The following is a 20,046-nucleotide window of genomic DNA, read 5'->3' as shown; positions in this document are numbered from 1 at the left end:
TAGTGTCTGCACTGGCGCTTTCGCGAGCAGGCTCGCTCCCACACTCAGTACTGCGTACGCAGAACCAATGTGGGAGCGAGCTCGCTCGCGTATGGCGGCGGTACAGTCGCCTACATTTCCAAGGTTGACGATAAAGAACCGGCAGCTCAGTCTGCCGGTTCTCTTTTTTTGTCGCGGGGGTGATCGATGCCTTTTTTCACGGTTGACGGACAAGCGCTGCATTACATTGATCAAGGCACCGGTCCGGCGGTTTTGCTGGCCGGCAGTTATCTGTGGGATCAGGCCATGTGGGCGCCGCAGATCGCCGCGCTGTCGCAGCACTATCGAGTGATTGCACTGGATCTGTGGGGTCATGGCCAGTCAGGACGGTTACCTGGGGGCACGACATCCCTGGACGACATCGCCCGTCAGGCGCAGGCCTTGCTCGATCATTTGGATATCGACCGCGTCACGCTGGTCGGGCTGTCGGTTGGCGGCATGTGGGGTGTGCGTCTGGCACTGTCGGCACCGCAGCGGATCAATGGTCTGGTATTGATGGACACCTACGTTGGCGTCGAACCTGAACCCACCCGTCAGTACTACTTCTCGCTGTTCAAACAGATCGAAGAAACCGGCGAAATCTCCGAGCAATTACTGGATATCGTCGTGCCGATTTTCTTCCGTCCGGGGATCGATCCGCAGTCGGCACTGTATCAGGATTTTCGCGCGAAACTGGCGGCGTATTCGTCGGATCGACTGCGTGAAAGCATCGTACCGATGGGGCGTATCACCTTTGGCCGGGATGACTTGTTGTCACGGCTGGGCGAATTGAATGCAGCGTCCACGCTGGTGCTGTGTGGCGATCAAGACAAGCCGAGACCACCGTCGGAAGCCCAGGAAATGGCCGAGCTGATCGGTTGCCCTTGGGTGTTGGTGCCGGAAGCGGGGCATATCTCCAATCTGGAAAATCCGCAGTTTGTCACCGAGGCGTTGTTTACTTTTTTGTCTGAACGCAACCGTTAGACCGAGTCAACGTTCTTCGTCGGAACGCCGCCCGGAGACAAGCTCGCTCCCACAGGATTTGTGATCGACACAGAATCCCTGTGGGAGCGAGCCTGCTCGCGAAGGCGTCATTTCAGGCGCCAACAACCCCGGAATTATTTCGGTCCGAGAATCTTCACCAACTTGTCCGGCGAAGGCGCCCCTTGCTGCTGTTGCAGTTCGCCCTTGTCATCCATATAGAAAATCGCCGGAGTGGCCTGCAAATCCAGGTCTTCCATCAACTGCATGTTCGCCGCCAATTTGCTCTGCACGGCCACCGGAATGTCTTTCAAGGCTTTGAGCGAACTGCCCTTGCCAGCCTTTTCGTGATCTTCCAGCGCCTTGGCCGGATCTTTTGCGGCGAGCAGCGCCGCCGATTTGCCAGGGCTGTCTTCACGGATAATTCCGACCATGATGTGCCGCAGTTGCACCTTGCCGGCCTTGACCCATGGCCGCGCCTGTTCCCAGAACATGTTGCAGTAAGGGCAGTTCGGATCGCTGAACAGGTACACCGTGCGCGGTGCATCCTTGTTGCCGTCCTGAATCCAGTTGCTCGCCTCGAACTTGGCCCAGACTTCCTTGGCCATCGGCGCGTAGACCAGTTTTTGCAGGGGCTCGCTGCTCAGGTCTTTGCCATCGGCGTCGTACAGATTACCGAGCAACACGTGTTTGCCGTCCGGGGTCAGGTACATCGCCATGCCGCGGTTCTGATACTGCGCCGCATAGCCGCGCAAGCCATCGGGGGCGTCGAACTGGCCGACGATTTTCGCGCCTTTGGCTTCGATCTGTTTGATCGCCGCAGGCAACTCTTCAGCAGCCTGCACCGACGGCAAGTGCAGCAGGGCGCTGCCCAGAGTCAGCGTCAGCAGGTGGCGGAGGCGGGGCATGGCAGTTTCCTTGCAGAGGTGGCCGGTGCGGTGGCCGGGTTCGAATTCGGGGTCGGGGTGTCAAAGTTTTCCAGGGCGCGCGCCAGGCTGGCATTGGACAGCTCGCCCAAGTGGCTGGTCAGCAGGCGACCGTCAGGGCTATAGAACAGCGTAGTCGGCAATGCCATCGAGCCGACGGCCTGACCCAGCCGACCACTGCGGTCGAACAGCACGTTGTTGAGGCTCAGGCCCTGAGTTTCGAGAAACGTCGCCACGCTTTGCATGCTTTCGGCCTGATTGACGAACAGGAAGGTCAGGTCCGGGCGTTGCTGCTGGGCGTTTTCCAGCACTGGCATTTCGCGCCGGCATGGCGGGCACCAGGTCGCCCACAAGTTGATCACCAGCGGGCCGCCCTGATAATCGCTGAGCTGGATGGTTTCTCCGGCCGCATTGCGCAGGGAGATGTCCGGCAGTCGGGTGCCTTGTTCATAAATGTTCAGCGACAGCGTCGCCAACAGCCAGAACGCCACACCGCTGGCCACGCCAAAACCCAACGGGCGACGCAGACCGGGACGCCGCCAGCCGCGATACAGGGCGACCAGCAACAATACGATCACCCCCGGCCAGGCGAGGAAGCCACCGTCACGCAAATCGATGATCTGCCACAGGTCATTGCGATAGTGCGACCAGTACAGCAGCACAAACGCAATTCGCGCCGCGAGCATGCCCAGCAGAAACAGGCTGAACAAGGCCGACTCGGGGTTATCGCCGCCGCGCTTGGCCACCCGCCAGCCGACAAAGGTCGCCAATGCCAGAGCACTGATCAGCAGCAGGTGGTTAAGCGCGATGGCAAAAGTGCCGAGGGTTAGCGTCAGCATTAATTGGCGTCCCGGGTGGTGGCCCAGCGTTGCAGAAATGTATCGGCGTCGACTTCGCCGGTGATGCGCTGGCTGCGGCGCTCTTCGCCATCAGCACCGATCCAGATGAAACTCGGTGGCCCTGGCACTTTGTAGCGGCTGAGCAATTCGCGGCTGGCGGCATTGTCGGCGGTGACATCGAGGCGCAGCAGACGCACGTCACTCAACGCTTGCATGACCTTGTCCTTGCCGAACACCTGCTTCTCCATGACCTTGCACGACACGCACCAGTCCGCGTAGTAATCGAGCAACACCCACTGGCCCTGCGCCTTGGCCGCATCGAGTTCGCGTTGCAGCGCAGCCGGTTCCTTGATCGTGGTGAACGCATCGTGAGCCGATGGCGCCGCCGTGCTGGCACGGCCGGCGCTGTAGACCTGCAACGGCTGATACGGGTCATCGCTGCCGCCCGCCGCACCAATCACCAGCAAACTGCCCCACAGCCCAAGCAACAGCGAACTGGCGCCGAACAACTGGGCAACGCGGCCAAAACCTTCGGACTGTTTCCAGGCGCAGAACGCGGCGATCAACAGCAGTGCGCCCCACAGACCCAGCCACAACGAAGCGTCCAGTACCGGGCGCAGCATCAGCAGTGCGGTGGCGAGGAAGAGGAAACCGAACACGCCTTTGAGCAGGTTCATCCAGGCGCCGGGTTTGGGCAGGAAGCGATTGCCCACGGTGACCAGCAACAGCAACGGCACGCCAATGCCGATGCCCAGCGAGAACAGAATCAAGCCACCGTGCAGCGCGTTACCGGTCTGCGCGATATATAGCAATGCACCGGCCAGCGGCGCAGTCATGCACGGGCCGACCAGCAGGCCGGACAGCGCACCGAGCACCCCGGCGCCGATCAGGCTGCCACCGCTGCGGCTGCGCGAGACGTGTTCCAGCCGATCACGCAGGGCCACCGGCAGTTGCAGCTCAAAGAAGCCGAACATCGGCAAGGCCAGCACCACGAAGATCGCGGCAAACGTGCCGAGCAGCCACGGATTTTGTAACCACGCTTGCAGGTTCGCGCCGAGCAGCGCGGCAATCACGCCCATCGCCGCATAGACCAGCGCCATGCAGATCACATAACTGCCGGCCAGTGCGAAGCCGCGACGCGGGGTCGCGCCACTACCGACGACCATGCCGGCCAGAATCGGCAGCATCGGCAACGTACAAGGCGTGAAGGCGAGCAACAGACCGAGACCAAAAAACACCAGCAAGCTCCAGCCCAGCGCGCGTTGCTGCAGGCTGCTGGCCAAAGCCTGATCCGGCGCTTCAGCGCTGGCAGCCACCGCTGCTTTGCCGCCCAGGTCAATGACCCGGGTTTGCGGCGGATAGCACAGACCGGCATCGGCACAACCCTGATAGCTGACCTTGATCTGGCCCGTGGCGTTTGCCGGGATTTTCACTTCCAGCCCTTGGCGATAGACCGGTTGTTCACCGAAGAACTCGTCGCTGTGTGATTCGCCTTCAGGGAGCGCTGGCTGCTGCTCTGCGCTCAATCCGTCGAACTTCAGACGTTTCTGATACAGGTAATAGCCGTCGGTGATTTGCCAGAACAGCTGGGTTTCACCGGATTCCAGACGTTCGGACGTGAGCACGAACGCCTGGTCGACCGGCAGAAATTCCGGTTTTGTCTCAAATGGATTGTTCCCGGCCTGGGCCAGACTCGAAATCAGCAGAGCAAACAAAAGAAAAAAATGACGCATGGAGGAGCCTTGTCCCTGTGCAAGTGAGGTGCAGAATGGGCGGCGGCGATTAACCGATAATTAAACCTATCCTACAAGCCCCTCCTGGCTTCGGCCAATCAGCCGCGCAGCAATCCGGGCCAGTTCTTGTCATTGATGGTTTGCGGGCCGGCGACCAGACGGTCGGACTGAATGTTGTAGGTCAGATATTGGTTGTCCGTCAGGAAGATGTACCAGTAGCTGTCGGCAAACGTCCGGTCATTTTGCGCTGCCGTGATGATGCGGTCCTTGTACGGTTTCAGCGCGCCGAGTTGATAATCCCCGAAGGGTTTGTAAGTCAGGGTTTTTGCTTTGTAGTTAAACGATAGATAGTGTCCATCGTTGAGGATGAATCGGAACAGGAACGGATGACCGGTTAGTTGAAACCAGGTGCCTGCGATGATCTTGTCAAAGTAAGGCAGTATTGGCTTCCAGATTGAATCGGAAACTTTATAGAACGCGTCGACCTTGTCCGTGTCCTGGTTGTATTTGCAGACCACGGGCGTTTTTCCCTGATAGAAGAACAACCAGGCAATATCTTCGTCAGACGAGGTGTTCCAGCCGAATGAAGTGGTTGTCAGGCCGAAACGCAAGTCTTTGGCATAAGGACCAAAACTGTCCCAGTTATCGGCAACCTGGGCGGGATAGTCAGCGGATACGTTGTTGTCACCGAGATCGAATCGGGAATAGGTGTCGCTGTCCTTGAAGAAGAAATAAATACGGTCGGGGCCGGAGCGCCAATCGATCGCGACGACATTTTTTAATTGAGGCATGTTTATCAAGTCCGTTTAAAAGTTGTGGGCAGTTGCCAGCCGAAAGCTAAAGGATCGAAGGGTTGTTAAAAAGGCAGGAATTGTTTCTTCATTAGTGGCGGAGGTTTCGCCCCCCGGCCTATTGACTTGCGTAGCCTGAGGACGACAACTGCGTTTGTGCCCGGCTTCCCGTAAACGCCAATGCTGGCCATAATTGCGGCTTAATCCTCGCCTGCTTCACTCACGTTTTTTCTTGCGGAGTTCCCATGCACGTACTGGTTTGCGAAGACGATGAACTGATCGCCAGCGGTATTGTTGCGGGACTCAGTGCCCAAGGTCTGACTGTCGAGCACGTCAACACCGCATCGAAGGCCCGGGCGATGCTCAAGGTCGCCGAATTCGACGTGATGGTGCTCGATCTCGGCCTGCCCGACGAAGATGGCCTCAAGTTGCTGCAACAACTGCGTCAGAGCGGCCTGGAGATCCCGGTGCTGATTCTGACCGCGCGCGACTCTGTCACCGACCGCGTTGACGGTTTGCAGGCCGGCGCAGACGATTACCTGCTCAAGCCGTTCGATCTGCGTGAACTGTTCGCCCGCCTGCAAACCTTGTTGCGCCGGGTGGCCGGGCGCAGCGTCAACCTGATCGAGCACGGCGCGCTGACCTACGATCCGAGCAGTCGCGAAACCACGCTGGCCGGGCAGCCAGTGGAACTGTCGCGCCGCGAGCAATCGTTGTTGCAGGCGCTGCTGCACAATCGTGGCCGGGTGCTGTCCACCGAACAATTGAAAGACAGCGTCTACGGCTTCAACGATGAACTGGAAAGCAACGCGCTGAACGTGCACATCCATCACCTGCGCAGCAAACTGGGCAAAGGCATCGTCGAAACTGTGCGCGGTCTGGGCTATCGCCTAGGCCCGGCCGACGGTGGAGATCAAGCCAAGTGATGAGCCTGCGACTGCGCCTGAGCCTGACCCTCGGCGCTGCGTTCGCGCTGATCTGGGCGCTGGCGGCGGCCTGGATGCTCAGTGACCTGCGCAATCAGATGATGTTTTCCCTCGACCAGCGTCTGGTCGCCTCGGCGCGCATGGTTGCCGGGCTGCTGGAGCAGTTGCCGACCCTGCCGAGCAAAGGCGAGGGCACCCATTTCAGTGCCGAACAACTGAACATTCCCGGCGGCATGGCCTGTCAGGTCAGTTCGTTGCGCGGGGAAATTCTCGCGCGCAGCCACAATAACCCCGAGCAAGCGCTGGAAGCCGAGAAAATGGGCTTCCATGACCAGATGATCGACGGTGCGCCGTGGCGCAGCTTCACCCTGGCCCGGGGCGATGTGCGGATTACCACTGCCGACCGGCAGATCGAGCGCGAGGCGCTGAACATGTCGATTCTGCTGGCGGCATCGGTGCCGGTGGGTGTGGCGCTGCTCGGTTGTCTGTGCCTGTTGTGGCTGGGCATTGGCCAGGGGCTGGCGCCGCTCAACCGTCTGCGTGAAGCGCTGATGCGGCGCAATGCCGACTCGCTCGAGCCGTTGCAGATACAGACCTTTCCCAGCGAATTGAAGCCGCTGCTCGAAACCCAGAACCAGTTGTTTCAGCGCATTGGCAAGACCATCGAGCGTGAGCGACGCCTGACCGGTGACGCGGCGCATGAGTTGCGCAGTCCGCTGACGGCGATCAAGACTCACCTGCAAGTTGCGCGCATGACCGACGGCAACGCCCGCGATCAGTCACTGGCGCGGGCCGAGGAGGGTGCCGATCGCTTGCATCGCACGCTCGAACAATTGCTGTTGCTGGCGCGGGTCGAGGGCAGTCTGTCGTTCGATGACGGTTCACAATGCAGCGCCGAGCAGGTAGCGCGCCTGGCCATTCAGGACGCCACGGGCGGCGAGCGCCTGCGCATCAAACTGCAACTGCCAACCGAGCTTTCCACGGCGCCGCTGCAGATGCCGGCCGTGCTGTCGATTGCGGCGCTGCGCAATCTGCTCGACAACGCCTTGCGCCATACGCCCGAAGACTGTGCGGTTGAGCTGAGTCTGGAAACCATTGGCAACCGCGTACGTTTTGTCGTGCGCGACCATGGCCCGGGGATCGCGCCGGATGATCTGCAGCACCTGACGCAACGCTTCTGGCGCAACGGCCAAAGCACCGGTTGTGGCCTCGGTCTGGCGATTGTCCAGGCGATCGTTCAGCGTTGCGACTGCGCCCTGCATTTCGACAGCCGCCCGGATGGGCTGCGCGTCGAGCTCACCATGCCGTTGCAACCCGTCTGAATTCACCGCAAATCCCCTGTGGGAGCGAGCCTGCTCGCGAAGACGGCGGCACAGTCGGCATCAACGTGGCTGTCAAAGCGCTTTCGCGAGCAGGCTCGCTCCTACAAGGGCTGATGTTGGGGCACATCAAATGTAACTTCTCGATGTTCGCTATCCGGCTGAAGTGGGGGTAAGTTCGACGCAGCTTTGACTCAATGGATTGAGGGAACTGCGCCATGGAAGCACCCATCTGCATTCGTCCGGCCACACTGGCCGACGCCGGTATCATCAGCCGCATCATCGAACGTTCGATCCGCATCGGTTGTGCGCTCGATCACCGTAACCACCCGCCACTCGTCAGCGACTGGATCGGCCAGCAATCCGCCGATTTCATCAGTGCCCGGCTCGCCGACCCGCACTGTTATCTGTGTATCGCGTTGTTGGCGGACAAACCGGTCGGTGTCGGCATGGCGCAGGGCAGTGGCGACATTTCGCTGTGTTATGTACAGCCAGAGTGCTTTCGGCGTGGTGTCGGCCGAGCGCTGATGCAGGATCTGGAAGGTTGGTTGCGGGTTCGCGGAGCTCTTCACGCTGACCTCAACAGCACGTTCACCGGCCAAGAGTTTTATCGCCGTCTGGGCTATCGCGAGTCAGCGCCACCCCTCGAATACCAAGGCTTGCCGATCCTGCCCATGCGCAAGCCGTTGGCATCGCCGGTCTGACAACTCGATCACAGGCTAAATCCTCAGGCCCCTTAAGCGTTTCCAGAACAGGAAAACCTGCAAGTGCGCCCCGCGATCGGAATGCGCACCTGTCCGGTGTGCTGTTTTGGTCACTATCCATAGCCAATTGAGGGGTCGAGAGATGTCAGTCGCCACCAGCCTTATCAAAGAGTCGTCGGCCCGGGTTAGCTCGGCGCCGGCCGAAACGCTTTACCAGTTCAATGAGTCGCCATTACTGGCCCGTCAGGCCCAACAGGAATCCAACGCCCGCAGCTATCCGCGGCGCATTCCGCTGGCCCTGAAACGCGCCAAAGGCCTGTACGTCGAAGACGTCGAAGGCCGTACCTTCATCGACTGCCTGGCCGGTGCCGGTACGCTGGCGCTGGGGCATAACCACCCGGTGGTGATCGAAGCGATCCAGCAAGTGCTGGCCGATGAATTACCGCTGCACACCCTCGACCTGACCACGCCGGTCAAGGATCAGTTTGTTCAGGATCTGTTCGGTCTGCTGCCATCGGCCCTCGCGGCGGAAGCGAAAATCCAGTTCTGCGGCCCGACCGGCACCGATGCCGTGGAAGCGGCATTGAAGCTGGTGCGCACGGCGACCGGACGCAGCACGGTGCTGTCGTTCTCCGGCGGTTATCACGGCATGAGCCAGGGCGCGCTGAGCCTGATGGGTAGCCTGGGGCCGAAAAAGCCGCTGGGCGCCTTGCTCAGCAATGGCGTGCAGTTCATGCCGTTCCCGTATGACTACCGTTGCCCGTTCGGCCTCGGTGGCGAAGCAGGCGTGAAGGCTAACCTGAGTTATCTGGAAAACCTTCTCAACGATCCCGAGGCCGGCGTGCAACTGCCCGCTGCGGTCATCGTCGAAGCGGTGCAGGGCGAGGGCGGTGTGATTCCGGCGGACATCGAGTGGCTGCGTGGCTTGCGCCGGATCACCGAGAAGGCCGGTGTGGCGCTGATCGTCGACGAGATCCAGAGCGGTTTCGCCCGCACCGGCAAGATGTTCGCCTTCGAACACGCCGGCATTACTCCGGATGTGGTGGTCTTGTCCAAAGCCATCGGCGGCAGCCTGCCGTTGGCCGTGGTGGTCTATCGCGACTGGCTCGACACCTGGCAACCGGGGGCGCATGCCGGCACGTTCCGGGGCAATCAGATGGCCATGGCGGCAGGCTCTGCGGTGATGCGTTATCTGGTTGAGCACAAGGTCTGCGAGCACGCTGCTGCCATGGGCGAGCGCCTCAGCGAGCACCTGCGCATCCTGCAACGCGACTTCCCGCAACTGGGTGATATTCGCGGTCGTGGCCTGATGCTCGGGGTCGAGCTGGTCGAGCCGAACGGCACGCCGGATGCGCTCGGTCATCCGCCAGCATTTGCGCGACTGGCGCCGCTGGTCCAGCGCGAATGCCTCAAGCGCGGCCTGATTCTGGAGCTGGGTGGACGGCACGGCGCGGTGGTGCGTTTCCTGCCGCCGCTGGTGATCACTGCTGCCGAAATCGACCGTGTCGCGGAAATCTTTGGCCGTGCTTTGGCCGCTGCCACCGCTGCGCTGTAAATTTTTTGCCGCGCCGAACGTTCTTTCTACATACCCGGCTGCACTCAGCGTGCAGCCCACCCTTATAACGATGGAGAACCAGCATGACGTCAGTATTCGACCGCGAGGACATCCTCTTTCAGGTCGTGGTCAACCACGAAGAGCAGTACTCGATCTGGCCGGACTACAAAGCCGTGCCGGAAGGCTGGCGCACCGTGGGCAAGAGCGGCCTGAAAAAGGAATGCCTGGCTTATATCGAAGAAGTCTGGACGGACATGCGTCCGCTGAGCCTGCGCCAGAAGATGGAAGGGCAGGCCGCCGCGCAATAAGCTGCCGGGCAAAAGAAAACCCGCTGTACCGATAACGGTCAGCGGGTTTTTTCTTGCCTGGGATTTGTGTTGTCAAGTCAGGCCTCTTCGCGAGCAAGCTCGCTCCCACAAGGGTGAACGACACCGATCCAATGTGGGAGCGAGCTTGCTCGCGAAGAACGATAACGCGGTTTCGGCTAAAACTAAGCTCCGCTCAGCCCTTTGAGCAGCAAATCGACATTGCCTTCCAGCTCCGCCACCGGATCCGCCGCATCGGTACTCAGCACCACTAGATGGCTACCCGATTCGGCAATCGCCGCTTTTACCGCGTCCGATGGCTGCCGATGATGCAGCACCACCGCTACATCATTGTCTTTGAGCGTCGCTGTGAGTTTTTTCAGATCCTCCGGCGTCCACTCGGCATCCGGCCGTGGATCCTGGCCAACCAGCTCCAGATTCAGACTGCCGATCAGATAGCCGAAGTGATCGCTCAAACTCATCACGCTCAGATTGTCGGCGCTGGCCAGTCGCGCCTCGCTATCGGCGCTGAGCTTCAACAAACGCTGCTTCAACGTCGCCAGGTTGGCCTCGATTTTCGGCTTGGCGCTCGGTGCCAGGCGCACCAGATCCGCCGCCATCACATCCGCCATGCGTCCCATGTTGTTGCTGGCCAGCCACGGCTGACTGTTCAAACCATCGACATTCAGATCCGGTTGCACGGCGATGCCTGGCAGGGCGCCGTCGACCGGGCGCGCCGCATCGACTTCAACAATGCGGATGTTGCTGCGACGGGCGATCGGGTACAGCTGATCATCCGGCCATAGCGAGCGCACGCCAATCACGGCATCGGCAGCGGTGGCCAGTTTGCTCAATGCCGGAGCGCCACGTCCCGTGAAATAGGCGCTCTGACGACTGCCCGGCAGGTTTGCCGGCGCCGCCCGCTCAAGATTGACATCGGTGCCTTTGAGCAGCGCTTCAGCCAAGCCAAAAGTGATGGGCAACGAGGCCAGCACGCGCAGCGGTTTAGTCTCTTCGGCAGCCATCAACGGCGTGCAGACCACGCCGCACAGCGTCATGGCCAAGGTCAGTTTTCGCAGTGAAGAAATCATTTATCCAAGATTCCCTTTCAGACTCGGGACAACCCCGCGCGCAATGGCGGCGAGGGCGAAGGCAATGCCGGCGACCAGAATGATCGCGGCGCCGGACGGAATCGGCAGATCGAACACGATCGGCGCAAGAATCCCGCACAGCGTGCTGACCGTGGCGATCAGCACCGAGCACCAGAAAAAGCCCTTGAGCGATTGGCTGAGCAAACGTGCCGCCGCTGCTGGAATCACCAGCAGTGCACCGACCAGAATCGCACCGATGACTTTCACCGCGGCCACGGTAATCAGCGTCACCAGAATCACGAACAGATAATCCAGGGTTTTCACCGCCACACCGCGCACCGCCGCGAGTTGCGGGTTGAAACTGGCGAGCATGATGCGGTTGTACAGCGGCAGGGCCAAGGCCATGACCAGCGAACCGACGATGGCCAATACCGCCAGATCGTTACCGTTGACCGTCAGCACTGAGCCGAACAGTACGTTTTCGAGAATGTGCACATTGATCTTGCCGGCGAGAATCAGCAGCAGGCTCGCGCCCAGTGCCAGCGACACCGACAGAAACACGCCGATCAAAGTATCCGGCGCCAGTCCGGTACGGTTGCGCAGGTAGTTGAGCAGGATGCCGAACAACAGGCAGTAGCCGAACAGGCTGCCGTACGGACCGGTATAGGGTTCGCCAAGCAATATGCCGATGGCCACCCCGGTCAGTGCCGCGTGGCCCACCGCTTCGGAGAAGAACGCGAAGCGCTTGACCACCACCAGCGTGCCGAGGCCGCCGAGTACCGGGCCGATCAGTAGGCCGGCGAGCAACGCATTGACCACGAAACCGTAGGCCAGCGCTTCTGGCAGATACCCGGACGAGGCCCAACCTTGGACCATCAAACGAAAGGCTTCGTAACTCATCAGGCAGCGCTCCGTGGATGGGTGGAAAACAGCGTCAGCAGACGTTCCGGGGTCAGCGCCTCTTGCGGTGAAGCATCGAACAGCACACGGCGGTTCAGACCGGTGACGCGGCTGGCCAGACGCCCGACCGCTTCCAGATCGTGCTCGATCCACAGCACGGTGATGCCCGCCGCGCGCCAGTCATTGAGCAGACGTTCGAACACTTGGATCCCGGCTTCATCGAGGGCCGACATCGGTTCGTCCAGCACCAGCAACTGCGGCGCCGGAATCAAACCTTGGGCGAGCAGCACCCGCTGCCGCTCACCGCCGGACAGCGCGCCCATGCGGCGTTTGCGTTTGTCCTGCATGCCGACCCGTTCCAGCGCTTCACCAATGGCGCCAGCGTAACGCTTGCTCAAACCGAGAAACGCCGGGCGGCGCTGACACATGGCAGCCATGAAATCGTCGACGGTCATTGGCAGACCGCGATCGAATTCCAGCGCCTGCGGCACGTAACCGATGGTGCCGGGTTCGCCAGGCCATTGCAGGCTGAGCTGGCCTTGATGCGGCATTTGCCCTAGCAGGGTTTTGATCAGCGAACTCTTGCCGCCACCGTTGGGGCCGACCAGCGCGTGCACGCTGCCGGGTTGCACCTGGAAGGTGACGTTGTCGAGAATCGTCGTGCGCCCCAGCGTCAGGCAAACCTCCGCAAAATCCAGCGTCGGCCCGTAGGTCTGTGGGAGCGACGGCGTGTCATTCAATACAGATGTTGGCTGATCCGGCGCCTTCGCGAGCAGGCTCGCTCCCACAGGGGATTCGAGTTCGTTCGAAATCGTTTCTCTGGAAGTCATGCGCCGGACTCCTGAATCGCCCGCACCACAGTGTTGAGGTTGCCGGTCATTTCCTTTTCGTACTTGTCGGCGGTGTATTCGCCGTAGGAAATGTGCGACAGCGGATACAGCTTCACGCCGGATTCACGCTGGATCGTTTCGACGTAAGTGGAAGGGAAGTCCATCTCCGAAAAGATCACTTTCACGTCCAGTTCACGCAATTGATCGATGGTCTTCTTCAACTGACTCGGGCTCGGCTCGATACCGTGGGCCGGTTCGACCACAGCGGTCACTTCCAGGCCGAACTCACGCAGCAGATAGTCGTAAGCCGCGTGTACGGTGGCCACGCGCAGTTCGGCGTTCGGCGCCTGAGTCAGCTTGGCCAGGGCATCGGCGCGCATCTGCCGCAGGCGTTTGCCGTAGGCGCGGGCGTTCTGGGTGTAGGTCTTGGCGTTGTCCGGGTCGAGTTTGCCCAGTTCGCGGGCAATGTTGTTGACCTGAGCGATGGAGGCGCTGATCGACAGGAACGTGTGCGGGTTCACCACTTTGCCGGCGCCGCGTGCGGCAACCCCGGTGGCGGCCAGCAGCGGCACGTTCTCGTTGGCTTCGATGGTCTTGATATTCGGCGTTTCGCTGGCGGCGATCATGCGATCGGCGAAGTCGTCATGACCGACACCGTTGAGCACGATTACGTCCAGGCCGCTGATGCGTTTGATGTCCTCGGCTCGTGGCTCGTAGGCATGCGGGTTGAAACCGGCCGGGATCAGCGGCACGACCTCGGCCTTGTCGCCGACGATGTTCGCCACATAGCTGTAATAAGGGTGCAGGGTGATGCCGATGCGCAGGCGTTTGGCCTGATCGGCGCTGGCCAACGGGCTCAGCAGGCAGGCGCAGAGGCCGAGCAGAAACAGACGCAACAATGGACGGCGAGGCGATGAAGTAGACATGGGCAAACGGTCTTCTCTCGGATGAGGGCGAGGAATCAATGGCGATGTTCGCGGGTAACCCCGGCATCGTATTGCGCGACGATCTGTTTCCAGCCAGAGGCGGACAGGACGGCTTCGGTCAGTTCGGTCGGCACTTGCAGATTGGCATCGCGGTTGAGCCAGATGTCTGGCGCAGCCTTGTCGGCGCCGAGCAACATCACGAACGAACCGGCGACGGCAGGGTTCTGGCTGTGACCGAAATAGGCGCTGTTCCCCAGCAATTGCCAGGCGTGCCCACCGCGGCTGACCGAACTCGCATCCTGAGCAAACGGGGCAAACCCTTCTTCTGCCAGTTGCTGCGGCGTCGGCAGGGCTTGCTGTTCTTCGCGCAGCAAACGGATTTCGTCGAGGGTCACTCGCAGGTCGGCGTAGATACCTTGCTCGGAAGCACTGAGATCGCGCCGCGCATCGAGTTGGTGAGTGGAAACCGGCTCCGGTTCGTGGGAAACCCCGCGCCACGCCACCACGGAACCTGCGATCGCCAGAATCAGCAGACACAGGAGCAGCACGTTGAGGGTTTCATGGCCGGCACCGGCCGGGCGGACGATTTGGGTGGTTGGCGTACTCATGGGGTTTCGATGTCCGCCTGGTCGATTTCCACAACGTGGCCCGGGCCGGCGTCGAACAGTACGTAGAACTCGGCGCCGGGCTTTTTGAACGTCAGCGTGGAGTCGGCACCGAGTTTGCCCGGCACCAGAATCGTTTCGTCATAGCCGATCACATCGAGGGTAACCCCCGGCGCGCCGCTGCCATCTGAAAAACCACCGGTGCATTTGATCTGCTCGGCGTCGATGGCTTTGCATTCGCACATCGGGTTATGCGCCAGAGCGCTGGCACTGAAGCCGGCGCCGAGCACCAGCAGCACGGCGCTCAGCCGCAGGCGAAAAGGGCGGGTCATGGTTTGGCTCCTTGTTTGTTCAACCAGGCAATGGTGGCGGGGGAGGCCTGACTCAGAGGGATCGAAGCCTGATGCATGCTGCCGTCCCAGCCTTCCATGGTGATCCACAGTTCGGCGTCGGCTTTGGTTTTTTCCGGCACTGGCAATTGCGCACCCATGCGGTAGGGCGTGCCGAAGAAAATCACCCCGGCGGCGCGCAGGCTGCGGGGTTTGCCGATACGCAGGTAGGTGGCCTTGACCTGGTCGATGCAGGCATCGCAGAGGGCGGCGTTGAAACCTTTCATATGGCCCGCCGGACCTTCGAGGCGCGGCGCTTCGTTGCGCAGCTCGGCCAGGCGCAGGCTCCAGGGACCGACCGTGACTTCGCCGATTTCTCGTTCACCGAGGCCGATATCACCCCGAAACAGCGCGGCATCGGCGAAGTACTTGGGCATGAAACCCAGCGGGATCAGCAGCAACAGCACGTTGATGTGAAAGCGCCATTTGTGCCAGAACAGGCTCAGGCGCGACGGTTGCGGCGCAGCAGTGGACTTGCTCACAGGTTGACCTCCGACGCTTCACGACTCATGGCCGGTTGCGCCTGAACGCGGGATTTCTTCGACTCACGCTTGAGTGCATTGGCCGTCGCCAGCGCGGTGCGTTTGGTCCAGATCAACAAGCCGCTGAGCACCATCATGCTCAGTATCAGGCCGAAGAAGAACCAGATCAGTTTGATCCACAGTCCGCCAAAGTCGCCGGTATGCAGGGGGCGCATGGATTCGGTGACGAACTCCAGTGAGGTGCGGTCGGACAACAGGCGAGAAGCGGCGACGTCACCGTTGAACGGGTTGAGGGTCGCGGTCTGGAACATCAGCGGATACCAGCCGCGGCCGCCGAGGCTCATATGGCTGTAAGCATTGCCCGGCAAGCTGACGAAGCTGACTTCCAGACCGGGAATTTTCTCTTGGGCGACTTCGATCGCGCGATCCAGACTGATGCGCGGCGGTGGCGTGCCATCGGCCGAGATCGGCACGGCCTCACGGGCCATCGCCGGAATGACCGGCTCGCTGGAGATCGAGATGTGGTTATCGAACAGCATCGCCTCGATCAGGAACCAGGTGCCGGTGACCGAAATCACCGCAATAAACCAGATCGACCAGATACCGCTCAGGCGATGGAAATCGCCCCAGAAAATCCGCGCGCCGTGGCGAAAGCGCAGGGTCGGACTAAAGAATCCCTTCCAGAAGCGTTTATAGACCACCAGCCCGGTGATCAATGAAGCCAACAGCGGCAGACCGAGGAACGACACCAGGTACCAGCCCCAGCTGTAGCCATTGGTGAACGGCACCAGCCACCAGCCATGCAGGGCACGGGTGAAGGCCTTGAAGTTGAAGTCCGGTGCGCCGCCCTGAATCACGCCAGTGTACGGGTTGACGTAAACGGTCTGCGAACGCCCGTCCGGGTAGCTGACAGCGACATCCAGGGCGAAATGCGATTCGTCGGGGCGGCTGATACTTTGGACGACGGTTTGCGGTTCGGCTTTCTTGATGGCGGCGAGAATCTGGTCATAGCTGAGCCGCGGTGCATCGTCCGATGGTTGGCTGGCACGCATCTGCGGATTGGCCAGCCAGACGATTTCCTGGCTGACCACCGCCAGGGTGCCGGTGACACAGACGATCAGCACAAAGAACCAGATCGGTAACGCCAGCCAGCTATGAACGAGGAACCACAGTTTGGAGCGGGATTTCTTCGACATGATTGCGCGTCTTGATAGCGGTGAAAGGGCGCGTGGCTACGGGCTTCGCAGCACGGGATCCCCGAAAGACCGGACTTGGCTTTTGCCTACACGAACGGCCTGCATCTATATAGGACGGATGAGTGGGGCAAATCCCGAAAGGTGATATGAAAGCAAATGTTTCCCACTTCCCCGATCACCACGAATCCCCTTGTGGGAGCGAGCCTGCTCGCGAAAGCGCCGGGTCAGTCACTTCACCCGTTACCTGAACCACCGCTTTCGCGAGCAGGCTCGCTCCTGCAACGTTGCGTACAGGGGATCAAACACGATTCATGATTTACGCCATCACTCTCAGGCAATTGATGGCCGGGCCGTGCTGCCTATGATGGGAATCACCCGGTTTCCCTGAGTGAGCGCCCTGATGACCCCCAGAACCCTCTACGACAAACACATCGATTCGCATACGGTGTGCCGCCTCGACGATCAGGGCCATGTCCTGTTGTATATCGATCGCCAGGTGATCAACGAGTACACCAGCCCGCAGGCGTTCAGCGGTTTGCGCGCGGCCGGTCGCGATGTCTGGCGGCCGGCCACGGCGCTGGTGGTGGTCGATCACGTCAACCCGACCGCGCCTGTGCGCATCGCGGCGATGCCTGATGCGGGCGGCGCGCGGCAAGTGTCGTATCTGGCGGAGAACTGCCGGGACTTTGGTATCGAGTTGCTGGACATCCTCGACAAACGTCAGGGCATCGAACACGTGATCGCCCCGGAGCAGGGCTTTATTCTGCCTGGCATGGTGATCGCGGCTGGCGACAGCCATACCACCACCTATGGCGCGCTCGGCGCTTTCGGTTTCGGCATCGGCACCTCTGAGATCGAACATCTGCTGGCCTCGCAGACTTTGGTCTACAAACGTCTGAAAAGCATGCGCGTGAACGTGGATGGGAATCTCGCACCGGGCCTGACCTCCAAAGACGTGATCATGGCCCTGATCAGCCGCATCGGTGCCTCCGGGGCCAGCGGTTACGCGATCGAATTTTGCGGCTCGACCATCGATGCATTGAGCGTTGAGGCGCGCATGACCATCTGCAATATGGCGGTCGAGGCGGGTGCGCGCGGTGCATTCATGGCCCCGGATGAAAAGGTCTTCGCCTATCTCAAGGGCAAGCCGCGTGCACCTGAAGGCGCGCAGTGGGAACAAGGCTTGAAGACATGGCGCGAGCTGCGCAGCGATCCCGGTGCGCTGTTTGATCGTGAGATTCACCTCGATGCCAGCCTTCTGGAGCCCATGGTCACGTGGGGCACCAGCCCCGATCAGGCCGCTGCTATCGGTGCGCGGGTGCCGGACCCGCAAGCGATCAGCGACCCGATCCTGCGTCAGGACATGCGCCGCGCCCTCAACTACATGGGCCTCGAAGCGGGCATGGCGCTCAGCGATATCGTTATCAGCCACGCCTTTATCGGTTCGTGCACCAATGCGCGGATCGAAGACCTACGTGATGCCGCCAGCGTCGTGCGTGGTCAGCAGGTGGCCGGACATGTGCGGGCGATGATCGTCCCCGGCTCCAGTGAAGTCCGCGCGCAGGCCGAAGCCGAAGGGCTGGCGCAGATCTTTATCGACGCCGGTTTCGAATGGCGTCAGTCCGGCTGCTCAATGTGCCTGGCGATGAACGACGACGTCCTCGCCCCCGGTGATCGCTGCGCGTCCAGCACCAACCGCAATTTCGAAGGCCGTCAGGGCGCTGGCGCCCGCACTCATCTGATGAGCCCGGCGATGGTCGCCGCCGCTGCGATCCGCGGTCGACTCACCGATATCCGCCATTTTGGAGAACGCCCATGAGCCTGCAACCCTTTACGCAAGTCAGCGGCCAGGCCGCGCCGTTACTGGCGGCCAATGTCGACACGGACGTGATCATGCCCAAACAGTTTCTCAAGGGCATCGATAGAAAAGGACTGGATCGCGGCGTGTTTTTCGATCTGCGGTTTTTGCGCGATGGCAGTCCCGACCCTGACTTTGTGTTGAACAAACCTGCATGGCAGGGCGCGAGTTTTCTGGTGGTCGGGGCGAATTTTGGCTGCGGCTCCAGCCGCGAACATGCGGTCTGGGGCCTGCAGCAGATGGGCATCCGCGCCTTGATCGGCAGCAGTTTTGCCGGGATTTTCTACGACAATTGCCAGCGTAACGGGGTGTTGTTGATCACCCTGGAGGAAGCGCAGGTGCAACGCATCGGACAGCTTGTCGGTCAGGCTGAAACGGCGCGGATCAGTATTGATCTGGAGGCCCAACACATTGGCCTGGCGGATGGCAGCGTAATCGACTTTAAGATCGATACCCTATGCAAGACTGCGTTGCTCCTCGGTCTGGACGCTATCGGCAGTACCTTGCAACGCCGCGAACAGATCAAAGCCTTCGAACGCCAACACCTGGCCAACAACCCTTGGCTTTGCTGACACACCACTGATCCCCTGTGGGAGCGAGCCTGCTCGCGAAAGCGGTCGTTCAGTCGAGATCAATGTTGACTGACTGGACGCATTCGCGAGCAGGCTCGCTCCCACATTTGATATCGGGTGTTTCAGCTAAACGGAAAGGCTTTTGAAATGCGCCTGCAAAAACTCCACACACGCGCGCAATTTCCCGGAGTTCGCCAGCCGTGTCGGATAAACCGCCCAGACATTGGCGCTCTGGCTGTAATCGTCCAGTATTTGTACCAAGCTGCCTTGCTCCAGCAGCGGTTTCACATCCCACAGCGAACGCAACAACACCCCGCGCCCGTCCAGTGCCCACTGCAAGACAATCTCGCCGTTGTTTGACGACAAGGGCCCGCTGACCCGCACGCTCTCTTGCCCGCCAGCGCGATCCAGATTCCAGATGCCGAAGGCGTTGTCGCGCTCCTTGATCACCAGGCAATCGTGTTGCTGCAGGTCGTCCAGCGTCTGCGGCGTGCCGCGGCGTTGCAGATAACCGGGGGCGGCACACAGCACTCGTCGATTACTGACCAGGCGTCGACCAATGTGCTGTCCGGGCAGGTCATCGCCGACGCGGATCTCCAGATCGAAGCCTTCATTGATGATGTCCACCACCCGGTCAAACAGGTCGAGGCGAATCTCCAGGTCTGGATACCGTTCGGCCAGCAACGACACCGCCGGCGCTACGTGATTGCGACCGAAACCGAAACTGCTGCAAATGTGCAAACGCCCACGCGGGCTGTCGTGAGCGTCAGACAGTTCGTCGTGCAGTTGCTGAAAGTCATCGAGAATGCGCAACGCCCAGCGCTGCACGCGTTCACCGTCCTCGGTCAGCGCGACGCGACGGCTGGTACGGTGCAGCAGGCGAGTGCCGAGGGTGGTTTCAAGAATCTGGATGCGTTTGCTGACATAGGCCGGTGACAGACCCAGTTCATCCGCCGCAGCGGCAAAGCCGTTCTTGCGGATCACGGTGAGCAGCACGCGCAGGTCTTCGGGCAGGGGCACGGTGTCTTTCTTCTGGGACATGTCAAAAACGAACGCTGGCGGCAGACGCCACCAGCATAGCACTGAGATCCGGCGGCTCG

21 protein-coding genes are annotated in these 20,046 nt (G+C 60.8%); 8 read left to right on the top strand and 13 right to left on the bottom strand.

Going from position 1 to position 20,046, the window contains the following annotated elements; translation table 11 throughout:
- Positions 1 to 186 precede the first annotated feature (186 nt).
- Positions 187 to 1,002: an alpha/beta fold hydrolase gene (locus ACZZ0G_RS02590; protein WP_463555206.1), complete on the top strand. Its 816-nt coding sequence runs from the start codon at positions 187 to 189 to the stop codon at positions 1,000 to 1,002.
- 134 nt (positions 1,003 to 1,136) lie between these two features.
- Here ACZZ0G_RS02590 and dsbG read toward each other — a convergent pair whose 3' ends face one another.
- The 4 genes from dsbG to ACZZ0G_RS02570 form a co-directional block, all read right to left on the bottom strand.
- The gene (gene dsbG, locus ACZZ0G_RS02585) at positions 1,137 to 1,907 is read right to left on the bottom strand and encodes a thiol:disulfide interchange protein DsbG (protein WP_463555205.1); all 771 of its coding nucleotides are present in this window, start codon (positions 1,905 to 1,907) and stop codon (positions 1,137 to 1,139) included.
- Positions 1,883 to 2,764 carry a TlpA family protein disulfide reductase gene (locus ACZZ0G_RS02580; protein ID WP_463555204.1) on the bottom strand — a complete coding sequence of 294 codons (882 nt, stop codon included), beginning with the start codon at positions 2,762 to 2,764 and terminating at the stop codon, positions 1,883 to 1,885. The genes dsbG and ACZZ0G_RS02580 overlap by 25 nt, the downstream gene beginning before the upstream one ends.
- Positions 2,764 to 4,497 (bottom strand): protein-disulfide reductase DsbD, encoded by a 1,734-nt coding sequence (gene dsbD, locus ACZZ0G_RS02575; RefSeq protein ID WP_463555203.1) that lies wholly within the window; start codon positions 4,495 to 4,497, stop codon positions 2,764 to 2,766. Before dsbD ends, ACZZ0G_RS02580 begins: the two co-directional genes overlap by 1 nt.
- A gap of 98 nt (positions 4,498 to 4,595) precedes the next feature.
- On the bottom strand, positions 4,596 to 5,288 hold the full coding sequence (locus ACZZ0G_RS02570) for a hypothetical protein (RefSeq protein WP_463555202.1): 693 nt from the start codon (positions 5,286 to 5,288) through the stop codon (positions 4,596 to 4,598).
- A gap of 245 nt (positions 5,289 to 5,533) precedes the next feature.
- Between ACZZ0G_RS02570 and ACZZ0G_RS02565 the strand changes: the two genes are divergently transcribed.
- The 5 genes from ACZZ0G_RS02565 (at position 5,534) to ACZZ0G_RS02545 (ending at position 10,100) form a co-directional block, all read left to right on the top strand.
- A complete protein-coding gene (locus tag ACZZ0G_RS02565) occupies positions 5,534 to 6,214 on the top strand; it encodes a response regulator (protein WP_463555201.1) in 681 nt (226 codons plus the stop codon).
- Positions 6,214 to 7,536 (top strand): ATP-binding protein, encoded by a 1,323-nt coding sequence (locus ACZZ0G_RS02560; RefSeq protein ID WP_463555200.1) that lies wholly within the window; start codon positions 6,214 to 6,216, stop codon positions 7,534 to 7,536. Before ACZZ0G_RS02565 ends, ACZZ0G_RS02560 begins: the two co-directional genes overlap by 1 nt.
- A 215-nt stretch (positions 7,537 to 7,751) precedes the next feature.
- Positions 7,752 to 8,237: a GNAT family N-acetyltransferase gene (locus tag ACZZ0G_RS02555; protein ID WP_463395386.1), complete on the top strand. Its 486-nt coding sequence runs from the start codon at positions 7,752 to 7,754 to the stop codon at positions 8,235 to 8,237.
- Between the two features lie 142 nt (positions 8,238 to 8,379).
- Complete coding sequence (locus ACZZ0G_RS02550; protein ID WP_463555199.1) at positions 8,380 to 9,792, top strand: diaminobutyrate--2-oxoglutarate transaminase; 1,413 nt, start codon at positions 8,380 to 8,382, stop codon at positions 9,790 to 9,792.
- 83 nt (positions 9,793 to 9,875) lie between these two features.
- Positions 9,876 to 10,100, top strand: coding sequence for an MbtH family protein (locus tag ACZZ0G_RS02545; RefSeq protein ID WP_003226665.1), 225 nt, complete (start codon positions 9,876 to 9,878; stop codon positions 10,098 to 10,100).
- A gap of 182 nt (positions 10,101 to 10,282) precedes the next feature.
- Here the strand turns inward: ACZZ0G_RS02545 and ACZZ0G_RS02540 are convergent, their stop codons facing one another.
- From ACZZ0G_RS02540 to ACZZ0G_RS02505, 8 genes are read right to left on the bottom strand one after another with little or no spacing between them, the layout of a single operon-like run.
- Positions 10,283 to 11,188 carry a metal ABC transporter substrate-binding protein gene (locus tag ACZZ0G_RS02540; protein WP_463555198.1) on the bottom strand — a complete coding sequence of 302 codons (906 nt, stop codon included), beginning with the start codon at positions 11,186 to 11,188 and terminating at the stop codon, positions 10,283 to 10,285.
- Positions 11,189 to 12,088 (bottom strand): metal ABC transporter permease, encoded by a 900-nt coding sequence (locus ACZZ0G_RS02535; RefSeq protein WP_007917717.1) that lies wholly within the window; start codon positions 12,086 to 12,088, stop codon positions 11,189 to 11,191. It abuts the gene before it with no gap.
- Complete coding sequence (locus ACZZ0G_RS02530; RefSeq protein ID WP_463555197.1) at positions 12,088 to 12,918, bottom strand: metal ABC transporter ATP-binding protein; 831 nt, start codon at positions 12,916 to 12,918, stop codon at positions 12,088 to 12,090. The genes ACZZ0G_RS02535 and ACZZ0G_RS02530 overlap by 1 nt, the downstream gene beginning before the upstream one ends.
- The gene (locus ACZZ0G_RS02525; RefSeq protein WP_463555196.1) at positions 12,915 to 13,844 is read right to left on the bottom strand and encodes a metal ABC transporter substrate-binding protein; all 930 of its coding nucleotides are present in this window, start codon (positions 13,842 to 13,844) and stop codon (positions 12,915 to 12,917) included. Before ACZZ0G_RS02525 ends, ACZZ0G_RS02530 begins: the two co-directional genes overlap by 4 nt.
- 35 nt (positions 13,845 to 13,879) lie before the next feature.
- Entirely contained in the window at positions 13,880 to 14,452 is a 573-nt protein-coding gene (locus tag ACZZ0G_RS02520; protein WP_463555195.1) for a DUF6162 family protein, read from the bottom strand.
- Complete coding sequence (locus tag ACZZ0G_RS02515) at positions 14,449 to 14,781, bottom strand: hypothetical protein (RefSeq protein WP_463555194.1); 333 nt, start codon at positions 14,779 to 14,781, stop codon at positions 14,449 to 14,451. The genes ACZZ0G_RS02520 and ACZZ0G_RS02515 overlap by 4 nt, the downstream gene beginning before the upstream one ends.
- Complete coding sequence (locus ACZZ0G_RS02510) at positions 14,778 to 15,320, bottom strand: thiamine pyrophosphate-binding protein (protein WP_463555193.1); 543 nt, start codon at positions 15,318 to 15,320, stop codon at positions 14,778 to 14,780. The genes ACZZ0G_RS02515 and ACZZ0G_RS02510 overlap by 4 nt, the downstream gene beginning before the upstream one ends.
- Positions 15,317 to 16,516: a PepSY-associated TM helix domain-containing protein gene (locus ACZZ0G_RS02505; protein WP_463555192.1), complete on the bottom strand. Its 1,200-nt coding sequence runs from the start codon at positions 16,514 to 16,516 to the stop codon at positions 15,317 to 15,319. The genes ACZZ0G_RS02510 and ACZZ0G_RS02505 overlap by 4 nt, the downstream gene beginning before the upstream one ends.
- 400 nt (positions 16,517 to 16,916) lie before the next feature.
- Between ACZZ0G_RS02505 and leuC the strand changes: the two genes are divergently transcribed.
- Positions 16,917 to 18,335 carry a 3-isopropylmalate dehydratase large subunit gene (gene leuC / locus ACZZ0G_RS02500; protein WP_463555191.1) on the top strand — a complete coding sequence of 473 codons (1,419 nt, stop codon included), beginning with the start codon at positions 16,917 to 16,919 and terminating at the stop codon, positions 18,333 to 18,335.
- Positions 18,332 to 18,946: a 3-isopropylmalate dehydratase small subunit gene (gene leuD / locus ACZZ0G_RS02495; protein WP_463555190.1), complete on the top strand. Its 615-nt coding sequence runs from the start codon at positions 18,332 to 18,334 to the stop codon at positions 18,944 to 18,946. The genes leuC and leuD overlap by 4 nt, the downstream gene beginning before the upstream one ends.
- Before the next feature lie 126 nt (positions 18,947 to 19,072).
- Here leuD and ttdR read toward each other — a convergent pair whose 3' ends face one another.
- Positions 19,073 to 19,987, bottom strand: a complete 915-nt coding sequence (gene ttdR / locus ACZZ0G_RS02490; RefSeq protein WP_463555189.1) for an L-tartrate utilization transcriptional activator TtdR — start codon at positions 19,985 to 19,987, stop codon at positions 19,073 to 19,075.
- Between the last annotated feature and the right edge of the window lie 59 nt (positions 19,988 to 20,046).

This window comes from Pseudomonas sp. AC169, from assembly GCF_979258515.1.
Note: the sequence above shows the minus strand (reverse complement) of the source record. Positions and strands in the feature narration are given on the sequence as shown.